The following is a 14,718-nucleotide window of genomic DNA, read 5'->3' on the forward strand; positions in this document are numbered from 1 at the left end:
GGCCGGGGCTCAGACCTGCGGGCGCAGGCGGGCCTGGTCGATCGGACTGCGGCCGTCCTGGGTGCCCTTGAGCAGGGCGCTGCCCTCGCGCCAGTGCTTCCAGTCCATGTTCCACTCGCCGAAGCCGTTGCCGAAGACGTCCATGTCGGCGCCGATGGAATTGATCACCTTCACGACGTCGCCCTCGGTGATGTTCTCGTAGAACCAGGCGGCGTTGCCCGTGCTCATGCCGGTGCAGCCGTGGCTGACGTTCTCGTAGCCCTGCGAGTCGACGGACCAGGGGGCGGCGTGGACGAATTCACCGCTCCAGGTGACCCGGGTCGCGTAGTACACGGGCAGGTCGTAGTACTCGCTGCCGCCGATGCCCACGGTGTCGCCGCGCATCCGAACGAAGTACTGCTTGCCGAGCACCACCTTGACCCCGTTGCGGGTGGAGAAGCCGGGCTTTCCGGTGGTCACCGGAATGGTGTTGATCACTTCTCCGTTGCGCCGGAACGTGAGGGAGTGGGCGGCGGCGTCGGTGGTGACCTCGACGCGGTCGCCGATCTCCAGCTTCACCGGCTTGCTCCCGGCCCCGTGGAGGTGGTCGGAGATCCGGACGCCCTCCAGGTTGCTCCGTACGGAGACGGTCGTGTGGGCGGGCCAGTACTCCTTGGGCCTGAAGTGGACGTGCTTGTCGTCCACCCAGTACCAGGAGCCCTCGACCCCGGGCGGGGTGTCGACGACCAGGCCGCGTTCGACGACGGCGCGGGCCGCCTTGTCCTTGACGGGCTCGCTGAGGGTGGCCGTGATGGGCTGTCCGACGCCGTATTTGCCCGTGGCCGGGCCCAATTCGACCGCCAGTACCTTTTTGGCCGGGCTGGTGTCGAAGGCCAGCGTACGCAGCCCTGGAGCGCCGCGTTGGTCCTCCGTGCTGACCTGGACCGTGTAGTGCACGCCGGCCGCCATCGGGGCGGTGTTGTGCCAGCGGTCGCCCGCGGCGGTGAGCTCGCCCGCGAGACGGCGGCCGTGGGTGTCCACGGCGGTCACGTCGGTGATCCGGCCCGAGCCCGCCTTGGCGGTGATCTCGAGGGGCTTGTCGGGGTCGACGGGGCGGCGGTCGGCGGCCTGGTTGAAGGTGATCTGCTGTCCCGCGTCGTACGGGCGGGCGGACAGCGGGTTGTCACGGCCTCCGCACGCGGTGGCGCCGGCACCGAGGGACGCGACCAGCGCGGTGCAGCCGAGTGCGGTCCGAAGACGCGGTGAGTGCTTCATGGGACCCACGCTATGAAAGTACGCAAATCATGGCGCGCGGGGTGACTCCAAACGAGGGGCCCGGACTCCTCTGTTCGAGGTGTCCGGGCCCCAGGTGCGGCTCTGCGCCGCGTGGTACTGCCGGTGCTGCTACTGGTTCTGGTTCTCACCGCGGTAGTACTCGTACACCCAGCCCCACAGGCCGATCAGGATGATCGGGGCCGAGAAGTACATGAGCCACCAGCCGAAGATGACGCCCATGAACGCGAGCGCACCGCCGATGCCGAGCGACAGCGGCTGCCAGCTGTGCGGGGAGAAGAACCCCAGCTCGCCGGCCTCGTCGGCGACTTCGGCCTCCAGGTTGTCCTGGGCCATCTCGTCGACGCGCTTGGCCGTGAAGGCCAGGTAGTAGCCGATCATCACGCTCAGGCCGAAGGCCAGGAAGAGCGCGGTGGTTCCGACGGGCTCCTTCGACCACACGCCGTACACGACGGCCATGATCAGGATGAAGAAGGAGAGCCAGAGGAACATCTTGCCCTGGATCTTCACTTGCCGGCCTCCTTGCCACCGGTCACGGCCTTCGCACCGTGGTCCTCGAGGTGGTCGAGGGCCGCGATCTCAGGGTGGTGCAGGTCGAACGCCGGCGATTCGCTGCGGATGCGCGGCAGGGTGAGGAAGTTGTGCCGCGGCGGCGGGCAGGACGTCGCCCACTCCAGCGAACGGCCGTAGCCCCACGGGTCGTCGACCTCGATCTTCTTGCCGTACTTGGCCGTCTTCCAGACGTTGTACATGAACGGCAGGAACGACAGGCCGAGCACGAACGAGCTGATCGTCGAGATCGTGTTCAGCGCGGTGAAGCCGTCGGCGGCGAGGTAGTCCGCGTAGCGGCGCGGCATGCCCTCGGCACCCAGCCAGTGCTGCACCAGGAAGGTGCCGTGGAAGCCGATGAACAGCGTCCAGAAGGTGATCTTGCCGAGGCGCTCGTCCAGCATCTTGCCCGTGAACTTCGGCCACCAGAAGTGGAAGCCGGCGAACATCGCGAACACCACGGTGCCGAAGACGACGTAGTGGAAGTGGGCGACGACGAAGTACGAGTCGGAGACGTGGAAGTCCATCGGGGGCGAGGCCAGGATGACGCCGGTCAGACCACCGAAGGTGAAGGTGACCAGGAAGCCGATCGTCCAGAGCATCGGGGTCTCGAAGGACAGCGAGCCCTTCCACATGGTGCCGATCCAGTTGAAGAACTTCACACCGGTCGGGACCGCGATCAGGAAGGTCATGAAGGAGAAGAACGGCAGCAGCACACCGCCGGTGACGTACATGTGGTGGGCCCACACGGTCACCGAGAGGCCGGCGATCGCGATCGTCGCGGCGATCAGGCCGATGTAACCGAACATCGGCTTGCGGCTGAAGACCGGGATGATCTCGGAGACGATGCCGAAGAACGGCAGGGCGATGATGTACACCTCTGGGTGTCCGAAGAACCAGAAGAGGTGTTGCCACAGCAGTGCGCCGCCGTTGGCCGCGTCGAAGACGTGGGCGCCGAACTTGCGGTCGGCCTCCAGCGCGAAGAGCGCGGCGGCCAGGACCGGGAAGGCGAGCAGGACCAGGACACCGGTCAGCAGCACGTTCCAGGTGAAGATCGGCATGCGGAACATCGTCATGCCGGGCGCGCGCATGCAGATGATCGTGGTGATGAAGTTGACCGAGCCGAGGATCGTGCCGAAGCCGGAGAAGGCCAGACCCATGATCCACATGTCGGCGCCGATGCCCGGCGAGCGGACCGCGTCCGACAGCGGGGAGTAGGCGAACCAGCCGAAGTCGGCGGCGCCGTTCGGCGTCACGAAGCCGGCCACCGCGATGGTCGAGCCGAAGAGGTACAGCCAGTACGCGAACATGTTCAGCCGCGGGAACGCCACGTCGGGCGCACCGATCTGCAGCGGCATGATCCAGTTGGCGAAGCCCGCGAAGAGCGGGGTGGCGAACATCAGCAGCATGATCGTGCCATGCATGGTGAACGCCTGGTTGAACTGCTCGTTCGACATGATCTGCATGCCGGGGCGCGCGAGCTCGGCACGCATGAACAGCGCCAGGATGCCGCCGATGAGGAAGAACACGAACGACGTGACCAGGTACAGCGTACCGATGGTCTTGTGGTCGGTCGTGGTCATCCACTTCACGACGACGTTGCCCGGCTGCTTGCGCCGCACCGGCAGCTCGTTCTCATACGAGTCGGCGGCGGCACCCTGGGATTCGTTGAGGATGCTCACAGTTTGTTCGTCTCCGCGTTCCGGGCCGGGTCAGTCTGCTTGATGCCGGCCGGCAGGAAGCCGGTCTGCCCCTTCTCGGCCAGTTCCTTCAGGTGCGCCCGGTACGCCTCGGGGGACACGACCTTGACGTTGAAGAGCATCCGGGAGTGGTCGACGCCGCAGAGCTCGGCGCACTTGCCCATGAACGTGCCCTCTTCGGTGGGCGTGACCTCGAAGACGTTGGTGTGGCCCGGGATGACGTCCTGCTTGAAGAGGAACGGCACCACCCAGAAGGAGTGGATGACGTCGTTCGAGGACAGGATGAAGCGGACCTTCTCGCCCTTGGGCAGCCAGAGGGTCGGCCCCGGGTTGTCGGTCTGCGGGTTGCGGTCGCCCGGGATGCCCTTGTCGTAGACGCCCTCGGCGCCCGCCGGGAAGTCCTTGGTGAAGCGGTCCGGGATCCGGGAGAGCTCCTTCGGGACCTCACCGGCCTTCGGGGTCGCCGCGTCGCCGTCGACGTTCTCGACGTAGTTGAAGCCCCAGCTCCACTGGAAGCCGATCACGTTGATCGTGTGCGCCGGCTTCGGGGTGAGCGAGAGGAGCTTCGACTCGTCACGGGCGGTGAAGTAGAACAGCACCGAGACGATGATGAGCGGGACCACGGTGTACAGCGCCTCGATGGGCATGTTGTACCGGGTCTGCGGGGGGACCTCCACCTTCGTCCGGCTGCGCCGGTGGAAGATGACGCTCCACAGGATCAGGCCCCACACCAGGATGCCGGTGACCAGAGCGGCCGCCCAGGACCCCTGCCACAGGGAGAGGATGCGAGGCGCCTCCTCCGTGACCGGGGTGGGCATTCCGAGGCGGGGGAAGTTTTTCCATGTGTACGAGCAACCAGTGGCGGTCGCCAGAACCACGCCCGCAGTCAGCGCCTGCAGCAGCTTCCGCCGCATCGGGCGCCGCGGCGAGCGGTCGGAGCCGTAGGGACTCACGTAGCGCCTTCCCGAGAGTCTCGGCCCGCGCGGCCGGCCGCGGCCGTGTTCGGGTCGGTCGCCGGCCCTGACGCAGGCAGGGGTTTGGATGTTTATGCGGACCAAACCCTACTGGACGCTATTTGGGGTCGCGCGGGGAGGGTGCCCAACGCGCCGCTACTGCCCCCGAAGGGATGGATCCGCCGTACGGGGGACAGCGCAGCACCGGCTGAATGGCGGCCTTCCGGCGGTATCTGACGCCCCCTGACCTCCGGCTCGGGGGGCGGCCGGTTAGCGTGACCGGATGCCGTACTTCGACACCGCGTCCGCCGCCCCGCTGCACCCCGTCGCCCGGCAGGCGCTCCAGGCCTCGCTGGACGAGGGCTGGGCCGATCCCGCCCGACTGTACCGGGAGGGGCGGCGGGCCCGCCTGCTGCTGGACGCGGCGCGCGAGGCGGCCGCGGAGGCGGTGGGCTGCCGGCCCGACGAGCTCGTGTTCACTCCTTCGGGAACGCACGCGGTTCACTCCGGGATCGCGGGCGTGCTGGCCGGCCGCCGGCGCGTCGGCGGCCATATGGTCGTATCGGCGGTCGAACACAGCAGCGTGCTCCACGCGGCGGAGGTGCACGAAGCGGGCGGCGGCACGGTGGCCCGGGTGCCGGTGGACCGCATGGGCGCGGCCTCCGCGGCCGGTTACGCCTCGGCACTGACCGCGTCGACCGCGCTGGCCTGCCTGCAGTCCGCCAACCACGAGGTGGGCACGGTGCAGCCGGTGGCCGAGGTGGCCGAGGTGTGCGCGGCGGCCGGGGTGCCGCTGCTGGTGGACGCGGCCCAGTCCCTGGGCTGGGGGCCGGTGGAGGGCCGCTGGTCGGTGCTGGCCGCCAGCGCCCACAAGTGGGGCGGCCCGCCCGGCGTCGGTCTGCTGGCGGTCCGCAAGGGGGTCCGCTTCGCCCCCCAAGGCCCCGCCGACGAGCGGGAGTCGGGGCGCTCCCCCGGCTTCGGCAACCTCCCGGCCGTCGTGGCGGCCGCGGCGTCCCTGCGGGCCGTACGGGCCGAGGCCGATGCGGAGGCGGCCCGGCTGCGGGTGCTCGTGGACCGCATCCGGCGGCGGGTCGCCCGGCTGGTGCCGGACGTGGAGGTGGTCGGGGATCCGGTGCGGCGGCTGCCGCACCTCGTCACGTTCTCCTGCCTGTACGTGGACGGCGAGACCCTGCTGCACGAGTTGGACCGGGCGGGCTACTCCGTCTCCTCCGGCTCCTCCTGCACGAGCTCCACGCTGACCGCCAGTCATGTGCTGAAGGCGATGGGGGTGCTGTCCGAGGGCAACGTCCGGGTGTCCCTGCCGGCGGGGACCACCGCGGCGGAGGTGAACGGCTTCCTCGAGGTGCTGCCGGGGGTGGTGGCCGGGGTGCGGGCCACGCTGGGCGTGCCGGAGGAGGAGCCGCAGGCCCCTGTCGCGGAGTCCCTGGAGGTGGACGCCGTGGGCTTGCGCTGCCCGCAGCCGGTGATCGAGCTGGCCCGGGCCATCCGCACGGTCCCGGTGGGCGGCACCGTCACCGTGGTCTCGGACGACGAGGTGGCCCGCCTGGACATCCCGGCGTGGTGCGCGATGCGGGGCCACACGTACCTGGGCGAATCCCCCCGCCCCCCGGCCACGGCCTACACCATCCGCCGCAACCTCTGACCCGACCGCGCCTCGAAGCCGGGCGATTCCTGCCCCGCCCGGCTTCCGAAGCCGCTGGCCGACCGATCCAGCCCCGCCCGACCTCCGAAGCCAGGGTCCGGCATATTCAGCCTCGCCGGCGTTTGAGGCGCGGGTCCGGGCGGAGCCCGGTGCCCGGCGGAGCCGGGTTCCCTGGTCCCCCGCTGCGCGGAGCGATCCCCTCCCCGCCCCTTCCCGAAACCGGGGCTCCGCCCCGGACCCCGTTTCCGGGTGCTCCGCACCCGGTGCGCTCAAACGCCGCGCGGGCTGGATTGTCCAGCCCCGCCGGCGTTTGAGGCGCGGGGTCTGGGGCGGAGCCCCGGGCGGGGTGCGGGGCGCAGCCCCGCAGCGGGGGCCGGGGCCGCAGGCCATGGTTCGGGAAGGGGCGGGGTGGGGAAGGGGCTCCGCGCAGCGGGACCCCGCAGCGGGACCCCGGGCCGGGGTCAGGCCGCCAGGTGGGCGCGGACCTCGGCGGCGGCGTCCTCGCCGTACGCCTTCGTGAACCGCTCCATGAAGTGGGCCCGGGCCAGCGTGTACTCCTGGGTGCCCAGCGTCTCGATGACGAGCGTGGCCAGCATGCAGCCCAGCTGAGCCGCCCGCTCCAGCCCCACCCCCCACCCAAGCCCCGTGAGGAACCCGGCACGGAAGGCATCGCCGACACCGGTCGGGTCGACCTTGGCCGTCTCCTCCGGGCAGCCGACCAGGATGGTCTCCTCGCCGACCCGCTCGATGCGGACACCCCGCGACCCCAGCGTCGTCACGCGCGTGCCGACCTTGGCGAGGATCTCCTCGTCCGACCACCCGGACTTCGTCTCGATGAGGCCCTTCTCGTACTCGTTCGAGAACAGGTACGTCGCGCCCTCCATCAGGGTGCGGATGTTCTCCCCGTCCATGCGGGCGATCTGCTGCGAGAAGTCCGCGGCGAAGGGGATGCCCCGCGTCCGGCACTCCTCCGTGTGGCGGAGCATCGCCTCGGGGTCGTCGGCGCCGATGAGGACGAGGTCGAGCCCGCCCACCCGGTCGGCGACGGCCTTCAGCTCGATCTGGCGGGCCTCGCTCATCGCGCCCGTGTAGAAGGACCCGATCTGGTTGTGGTCGGCGTCGGTCGTGCAGACGAAGCGCGCGGTGTGCAGCACCTCGGAGATCCGCACGGACGCGGTGTCGACGCCGTGCCGGTCGAGCCAGGCGCGGTACTCGTCGAAGTCGGAGCCCGCCGCGCCGACCAGGATCGGCCGGCTGCCGAGCTGGCCCATGCCGAAGCAGATGTTCGGGCCGACGCCGCCCCGCCGCACGTCGAGGTTGTCGACGAGGAAGGAGAGGGAGACCGTGTGCAGCTGGTCCGCGACGAACTGGTCGGCGAAGCGGCCGGGGAAGGTCATGAGGTGGTCGGTGGCGATGGAGCCGGTGACTGCGATACGCACGGCGTGGATGCTCCTGCGGATGACGGCGAGGTGACAGTCAAAACTACCCGGTCCCGGCCGTCCCGCCGACCCCACGAAACTACCCCGTAGTAGGTCTTTCTCCTCGGGCGGCGCCGAGCCTACCGTGCCCCCATGACCTATACCGATGGATTCGGATACGGAGAGTGCGCGGCCGACACGCGGCCCGGGTTCGCGCAGCTGCTGGGCGACTGCGCCAGGATGGCCCCGCACTGGGCGGTCCCGGCGGACCCGCGGCCGGCCCGGGTGGCGCCCGCGCAGATCCACGGGGTGAGCGTGCCGCCGTCCTCGGCCCGTCTGATCGCCGCCACCGCCGAGTACGGCGACTAGCGGGGCGGAACCGGTTTCGCTCCTGTTCCGTCACACCCGCATCAGCCACCGGCGGTACGGGCGAAGGAGCATGCGGTGACCAGCGAACAACCCGACACATCACGCGGCACACGGCGGCGGCCCGCCTGGGCCATCGGCTCGATCGCGGCGGCCGTCCTGCTCGCGGGCGGCGGCACGGCGTACTGGGCGTCCACGGCGTACGGCGACGGCGGCTCGGGCGGCGGCCGTACGGGCGCCGCCGCGGCCTCGGCGCCCCGCGTGGCCCCGAGCCCGTCCGGCCCGGCCATCGCCCCCGGCGAGCCGGACCCGCACGGCAGCGGCGTGACCTACCGGGCGGAGGTCCCGCTCCCTGAGGCCCCGGCGAGCGCGCCCTCGTACGCCGCGACCGGCGAGGTCGGCGAACAGGAGGTGGCCCGGCTGGCGCAGGCCCTGGGCATCGCGGGCGCCCCGCGGCTGGTCGGCGAGACCTGGCAGGCCGGGGAGGGCGGCGACGGGTCGGGGCCCCTGCTCACCGTGGGCCGCAAGGCCCCCGGCACCTGGAACTTCGCCCGCTTCCACGGGGGCGGCGGCGCGGGCGACGACTGCAAGCGCGGCAAGGACACCTGCGGGCCCGCGACGCTCCCCCAGGGCGAGGGCCAGGGCGAGGGCCAGGGCGAGGGCGGCGGCAAGCCGGTGAGCGAGGAGGCCGCGAAGGCGGCCGCCGCCCCGGTCCTGGCCGCGGCCGGACAGAGCGGGGCCCGGCTGGACGCCCGCCAGACCCAGGGCGCGGTCCGGGTGGTGACCGCCGACCCGGTGATCGGCGGGCTGCCCACGCAGGGCTGGTCCACCAAGGTCAGCGTCGGCGCGGACGGCACGGTGGTGGGGGGCGGCGGCGAACTGAAGGCGCCGGAGCGGGCCGGGGAGCAGCCGGTGATCGGAGCCGTGGAGGCGCTGGCCAGGCTGAACCGGGCCTCGGGCGGCGCGGACGGTACGGGCCCCGGCCCGAGCGGCTGCGCGACCTCGGTCCCGCTGACCCCGGACACGCCGGTCGGCCCCTCGGACACGCTGCCGTGCAACCCGGAGCCGCGGCCGATGAAGCCGCCGCGGACCGAGACGGTGAAGGGCGCCGTGCTGGGGCTCGCCCCCGGGACGGTGAACGGGGCCCGCGGGCTGGTGCCGGCCTGGCACTTCGAGGTGGCGGGTACGGGCGGTGCGCCGGGTCGCACGGTGGTCCAGTCCGCCGTGGAGGGCGGCGGCTCCGTCCCGCCGGCTCCGGCGTCGGGCGCGCGGACGGTGCCGGGGTTCTCGTACGGGCAGGCGGACCGGAAGCTGACGGTGAACTTCTGGGGCGGGGTGTGCAGCACGTACGCGCTGGAGGCCCGCGAGGAGGCCGGTTCGGTGACGGTGCGGATCACGGACACCCCGACCGATCCCGGCCGGGCCTGCATCATGATCGCCCAGGAGATGTCGGTGTCGGCGACGCTCCAGCAGCCGCTGGGCGAGCGCAAGGTGGTCGACGGGACCACGGGCAAGCCGCTGCCGAAGCAGTAGGGCTCCGGCCCGGGTACAGACACGAAGGCCCCCGGCACCGTGTGGTGCCGGGGGCCTTCGTCACGCTTCAGGCTTAGCTGAAGGAGTCGCCGCAGGCGCAGGAGCCGGTGGCGTTCGGGTTGTCGATCGTGAAGCCCTGCTTCTCGATCGTGTCGACGAAGTCGATCGAGGCACCCTGCAGGTACGGGGAGCTCATCCGGTCCGTGACGACCTTCACGCCGCCGAAGTCCTTGACGACGTCGCCGTCGAGCGAGCGCTCGTCGAAGAAGAGCTGGTAGCGCAGGCCGGAGCAGCCGCCGGGCTGGACGGCGACGCGGAGCGCCAGGTCATCGCGGCCCTCCTGCTCCAGCAGGGTCCTGACCTTCTCGGCGGCGGCGTCGGACAGGAGGATGCCGTCGCTCACAGTGGTCTTGTCGTCCTGTACGGACATCTGCATTCACTCCCGAAGTGGGCGGCTCCCCGCCTCAGGCAGGGAAACGTCGGACTCTTGCCGTCGATGGCAACGAGCGGGGCCGCGGATTCATTCCGGACCCGACGCATGTTTCAGACATTCATGCTCGCACACCGCCGCGCGGCGGCGGACCCGGCGGAGCGACGGGTTCATCACGGGCGAATGCGTCACATCGACACTATGGCCATCGTCAAAGTGACATGAAGCGGCTATCATAGATAGCGTCAAATAGACGAGAAGTCGCACGAAGTCTCGTAGTCGCAGAACAGAAAGGGTGCGTGTCGTGACCACCGCCCAGCCTTTGGACGTCCAGCCGACGCCCCTTGCCCTGCTGCTGCTCGGCCGCGAGGCCGACCCCAAGAGCGAGCGCGGTGTGGAGTGTCCGGGCGACCTGCCCTCGCCGTCGGACCCGGACCTGGTGGCGCGCGCCCGCGCGGCCAAGGAGAAGCTCGGCGACAAGGTCTTCATCCTCGGCCACCACTACCAGCGTGACGAGGTCATCGAGTTCGCCGACGTCACCGGCGACTCCTTCAAGCTGGCCCGTGACGCGGCCGCCAAGCCGGAGGCCGAGTACATCGTCTTCTGCGGCGTCCACTTCATGGCCGAGTCGGCGGACATCCTGACCTCCGACGCGCAGAAGGTCGTCCTGCCCGACCTGGCCGCGGGCTGCTCGATGGCCGACATGGCCACCGCCGAGCAGGTCGCCGAGTGCTGGGACGCGCTGACCGAGGCGGGCATCGCCGAGGTGACGGTCCCCGTCTCGTACATGAACTCCTCCGCCGACATCAAGGCCTTCACCGGCAAGCACGGCGGCACGATCTGCACCTCCTCCAACGCGAAGAAGGCCCTGGACTGGGCCTTCGAGCAGGGCGAGAAGGTGCTCTTCCTCCCCGACCAGCACCTGGGCCGCAACACCGCCGTCCGCGACATGGGCATGTCCCTGGACGACTGCGTGGTCTACAACCCGCACAAGCCGAACGGCGGGCTGACCGCCGAGCAGCTGCGGGGCGCGAAGATGATCCTGTGGCGCGGGCACTGCTCGGTCCACGGCCGCTTCTCGCTGGACTCGGTCAACGACGTCCGCGAGCGGATCCCGGGCGTGAACGTGCTGGTGCACCCGGAGTGCAAGCACGAGGTCGTGGCGGCCGCGGACTACGTCGGTTCGACGGAGTACATCATCAAGACGCTGGAGGCGGCCCCGGTCGGCTCCAAGTGGGCCATCGGCACCGAGCTGAACCTCGTCAAGCGCCTGGCGAACCGTTTCGCCGCGGAGGACAAGGAAGTCGTCTTCCTCGACAAGACGGTCTGCTTCTGCTCGACGATGAACCGCATCGACCTGCCGCACCTGGTCTGGACCCTGGAGTCCCTCGCCGAGGGCACCCTGGTCAACCAGATCCAGGTCGACAAGGAGACGGAGAGCTTCGCCAAGCTCGCCCTGGAGCGCATGCTCGCGCTCCCGTAGCGCGCAAGCCCAGCCCGCGCAGGGTCCGCGTACCCCGCAGAACGCCCCGAAGGGCCGCCCCCCTCGTCGAGGGGGGCGGCCCTTCGGCCGTTCGCGTTTCCGTTTGCGTTTCCGTTTCCGTTCCCTGCGGCCGGCCCGGTCAGACGCCGGCCGGGGCCGGGTCGGCGTCCGGCGTGTCCTGCGGGTCGGGGACCACGCGGAGGCGGGCCGTGCGCTTGGCGCGGCGGCGGTCCCCCCGCAGTTCGACCATCGTGTACAGGGTCGGCACCAGCAGCAGCGTCAGCAGGGTCGAGGAGACCAGGCCGCCGATCACCACGACCGCGAGCGGCTGCGAGATGAAACCGCCCTCGCCGGTGACGCCGAGCGCCATCGGCAGCAGCGCGAAGATCGTCGCCAGGGCCGTCATCAGGATCGGGCGCAGGCGGTGCCGGCCGCCCTCGACCACGGCCTCGACGACGCCCAGGCCCTGGGCGCGGTACTGGTTGACCAGGTCGATCAGGACGATCGCGTTGGTCACGACGATGCCGATGAGCATCAGCATGCCGATCAGGGCGGGCACGCCCAGCGGGGTCCCGGTCACCAGCAGCAGGCCGAGCGCGCCGGTCGCCGCGAACGGGATCGACACGAGCAGGATCAGCGGCTGCACCAGCGACCGGAAGGTGGCGACCAGCAGCATGAAGACGATCGCGATGGCGGCGAGCATGGCCAGGCCCAGGGAGGCGAAGGCCTCGCCCTGGTCCTCGGAGACCCCGCCGATGGTGGCGGTGGCCCCCTCGGGCAGGTCCAGCGCCTTGATCTTCGTCTGGAGCTGTGCGCCGATGGCTCCGGTGTTGTCGCCGACCGGCTTGGCGGTGACGGTCGCGGCGCGGGCGCCGTCGATCCGGGTCATGGAGACCGGGCCGGGCACCTCCTTGACCTCGGCGATGTCGCCGAGCCGGGCCGGGCCGACGGGCAGCGCCTGGAGCTCGGCCAGGGTGGCGGCCGGCTGCGCGGACGTGATGACGATGTCCCGCTCGGTGTTGTCCAGGACGGCCTTGCCCGCCGGGGTGCCGCGTACGGCCTGGGCGACGAGCGCGCCGAGCGCGGCCTGGTTCAGGCCGGCCTCGGCGGTCCGCGGGGTGGCGGTCACCGAGATCCGCGGCACGGACTGGGACAGGTCGCTCTGGACGTCGGTGACGTCGTCGAGGGTGGCCATCTCGGCCCGGACCTGCTCGGCGGCCTTGGCGAGGACGCCGGCGTCGCCCGCCTTGACGACCACGCTGAGGTTCTGGCTGCCGAAGCCGCCGCCCGCGGAGATGCTCGTGTCGCCGATGCCGTCGAGCGAGCCGAGAGTGTCCTCGATCCGCTTCTTGACGGCCTCGGAGTCGCTGCCGTCCTCCAGGACCACCTGGTACGAGGCCTGGTTGGAGCCGGTGCCGCCGCCGAAGGCCGCCAGGAAGCCCGAGGATCCGACGGTGACCTGGTAGTCCTTGACGCCCTCGATCCCGGTGAGCGCCTTCTCGACCGTGCGGCTCGCCGCGTCGGAGGCGGCCAGCGAGGTGCCGGGCGGCAGCTGCTGCTTGACCGTCAGGACGGTCTGCTCGCCCTGGTCGAAGAAGTTCGTCTTCAGCAGCGGGGTCATCCCCAGGGTGCCGACGAGGACCACGACGGCCACGACCAGGGTGCTCGCCCGGCGGCGGGTGACCAGGCCGAGGGCCCGGACGTAGAAGCGCTGGAGGCGGCTCTTGGCCTCCTTCTCCTCCGCCTCGCGCCGCGCCCGGTCGGGATCCTCCAGGGCGCCCTTCGGAGCCCGCAGGAACCAGTACGAGAGCACCGGCACGACGGTGAGGGAGACCAGCAGCGAGGCGAGCAGGGCCGCGGCGACCGTGAGGGAGAACGGGCCGAAGAACTCGCCGACCATGCCGCCGACGAAGGCGATCGGCAGGAAGACGGCGACGGTGGTGAGCGTGGAGGAGGTGACCGCGCCGGCGACCTCCTTGACCGCGGCGACGATGGCGGCCTCGCGCTCCTCGCCGTAGCCGAGGTGGCGCTTGATGTTCTCCAGGACCACGATCGAGTCGTCGACGACCCGGCCGATGGCGATGGTCAGGGCGCCGAGCGTCAGCATGTTCAGCGACAGGTCGTCGGCCCACAGCACGATCAGCGCGAGGACGACGGACAGCGGGATGGAGACCGCGGTGACCAGCGTCGAGCGCAGCGAGGCGAGGAAGACCAGGATCACGATCACCGCGAAGAGCAGGCCGAGCAGGCCCTCGGTGGTGAGGCTGGAGATGGACTTCGCGACGGGCGGGCCCTGGTCGCCGACGACGGTGAGCTCGGCGCCGGCGCCGAGTGCGGAGCGCAGCTCGGGCAGCTTGTCCTTGACGGCGTCGGAGATGGCGACGGCGCTGCCGTCCTTGTCCATGGTCAGGACGAGGGCGAGGCTGGGCTTGCCGTTGGTGCGGGTGAGGGAGACGGCCTTGGCGGGCTCCTGCTTGACGGTGGCCACGTCGCCCAGGCGGACGGCCGGCTTTCCGGGGCCGGCGCTCAGGCGCAGCTCCTCCAGCTGGGCGAGCGAGGTGTAGCCGCCGCCGACGCGGACGGTGCGGTTCTTGCCGGCCTCGTCGAAGGAGCCGGCCGGCACGGTGGCGCCGCCGGTCTGGAGGCCCTGGGCGAGCGCGGCGCCGTCGAGGCCGGCGGCGGCGAGCTTGGCGGGGTCCGGGGTGACGGCGACCCGGAGCTCCTGGACGCCGTCGACGGTGACCTGGCCGACGCCCTTGATGTCCTCGAGGACGGGGACGACGGAGCGGCTCAGCTGGTCGGCGAGCGCCTGCTGGTCCTTGTCCGAGGTGACGGCGAGGACGACGGTCGGGATGTCGTCGGTGGAGCCGGCGACGACCTGCGGGTCGACCTCGGCGGGCAGCCGGACGCGGGCCCGGTTCACGGCCTGCTGGACGTCGGCGACGAGCTGCTTGGTGCCGCTGTCGCCGTAGTCGAACTTGGCCATGATCAGGGCGTTGCCCTCGCTGGCCGTGGAGGTGATGCCGGTAATGCCGTCGACGCCCTTGAGGGTGGCCTCGATCGGCTCGATGACCTGCTTCTCCACCACGTCGGGCGAGGCGCCCTGGTACGGGGCGAGCACGGACACCACCGGCAGTTCGATGGACGGCAGCAGCTGCTGCTTGAGCTGCGGGATGGCTATGGCGCCGAAGAGCAGCGCGGTGATCGAGACCAGGCCGATCAGCGCTCTTTGGGACAGGCTGAAGCGGGACAGCCAGGACATGGGCGTCGGTATCTCTCTGCAGTCGGTCTGAGCGGGCGCCGCGAGGGCGGCAGGGGCCGCGGTGGCCCTCCAGCCTGGCGTACGCCCGG

11 protein-coding genes are annotated in these 14,718 nt (G+C 71.0%); 4 read left to right on the top strand and 7 right to left on the bottom strand.

Features of this window, described 5'->3' with window-relative positions; genetic code table 11:
- Positions 1–9: 9 nt before the first annotated feature.
- From ABZ924_RS25340 to coxB, 4 genes are all read right to left on the bottom strand, one after another.
- The gene (locus ABZ924_RS25340) at positions 10–1,254 is read right to left on the bottom strand and encodes an Ig-like domain-containing protein (RefSeq protein ID WP_361914022.1); all 1,245 of its coding nucleotides are present in this window, start codon (positions 1,252–1,254) and stop codon (positions 10–12) included.
- A 129-nt stretch (positions 1,255–1,383) separates the two neighbouring features.
- A complete protein-coding gene (locus ABZ924_RS25345) occupies positions 1,384–1,782 on the bottom strand; it encodes a cytochrome c oxidase subunit 4 (RefSeq protein WP_361914025.1) in 399 nt (132 codons plus the stop codon).
- Positions 1,779–3,503, bottom strand: coding sequence for a cytochrome c oxidase subunit I (ctaD, locus tag ABZ924_RS25350; protein ID WP_361914027.1), 1,725 nt, complete (start codon positions 3,501–3,503; stop codon positions 1,779–1,781). Before ctaD ends, ABZ924_RS25345 begins: the two co-directional genes overlap by 4 nt.
- Positions 3,500–4,474, bottom strand: coding sequence for a cytochrome c oxidase subunit II (gene coxB, locus ABZ924_RS25355; protein WP_361914030.1), 975 nt, complete (start codon positions 4,472–4,474; stop codon positions 3,500–3,502). The genes ctaD and coxB overlap by 4 nt, the downstream gene beginning before the upstream one ends.
- 283 nt (positions 4,475–4,757) lie before the next feature.
- Here coxB and ABZ924_RS25360 point away from each other — a divergent pair, with 283 nt between their 5' ends.
- On the top strand, positions 4,758–6,137 hold the full coding sequence (locus ABZ924_RS25360; RefSeq protein WP_361914033.1) for an aminotransferase class V-fold PLP-dependent enzyme: 1,380 nt from the start codon (positions 4,758–4,760) through the stop codon (positions 6,135–6,137).
- Between the two features lie 461 nt (positions 6,138–6,598).
- On the opposite strand, the gene ABZ924_RS25365 is transcribed toward ABZ924_RS25360, so the two are convergent.
- The gene (locus tag ABZ924_RS25365; protein ID WP_361914036.1) at positions 6,599–7,576 is read right to left on the bottom strand and encodes a carbohydrate kinase family protein; all 978 of its coding nucleotides are present in this window, start codon (positions 7,574–7,576) and stop codon (positions 6,599–6,601) included.
- A gap of 132 nt (positions 7,577–7,708) precedes the next feature.
- On the opposite strand from ABZ924_RS25365, the gene ABZ924_RS25370 reads away from it, so the two are divergent.
- Entirely contained in the window at positions 7,709–7,924 is a 216-nt protein-coding gene (locus ABZ924_RS25370; RefSeq protein ID WP_361914038.1) for a hypothetical protein, read from the top strand.
- 75 nt (positions 7,925–7,999) lie between these two features.
- Positions 8,000–9,454 carry a hypothetical protein gene (locus tag ABZ924_RS25375; RefSeq protein ID WP_361914041.1) on the top strand — a complete coding sequence of 485 codons (1,455 nt, stop codon included), beginning with the start codon at positions 8,000–8,002 and terminating at the stop codon, positions 9,452–9,454.
- A 73-nt stretch (positions 9,455–9,527) separates the two neighbouring features.
- Here the strand turns inward: ABZ924_RS25375 and ABZ924_RS25380 are convergent, their stop codons facing one another.
- Positions 9,528–9,884 (bottom strand): iron-sulfur cluster assembly accessory protein, encoded by a 357-nt coding sequence (locus ABZ924_RS25380; protein ID WP_114058871.1) that lies wholly within the window; start codon positions 9,882–9,884, stop codon positions 9,528–9,530.
- Positions 9,885–10,179: 295 nt separating this feature from the next.
- Between ABZ924_RS25380 and nadA the strand changes: the two genes are divergently transcribed.
- On the top strand, positions 10,180–11,367 hold the full coding sequence (gene nadA, locus ABZ924_RS25385) for a quinolinate synthase NadA (RefSeq protein ID WP_361914044.1): 1,188 nt from the start codon (positions 10,180–10,182) through the stop codon (positions 11,365–11,367).
- 139 nt (positions 11,368–11,506) lie between these two features.
- Here the strand turns inward: nadA and ABZ924_RS25390 are convergent, their stop codons facing one another.
- Positions 11,507–14,629, bottom strand: a complete 3,123-nt coding sequence (locus ABZ924_RS25390) for an efflux RND transporter permease subunit (RefSeq protein WP_361914046.1) — start codon at positions 14,627–14,629, stop codon at positions 11,507–11,509.
- Between the last annotated feature and the right edge of the window lie 89 nt (positions 14,630–14,718).

Source organism: Streptomyces sp. NPDC046876, assembly GCF_040645035.1.
Lineage (GTDB): Bacteria > Actinomycetota > Actinomycetes > Streptomycetales > Streptomycetaceae > Streptomyces.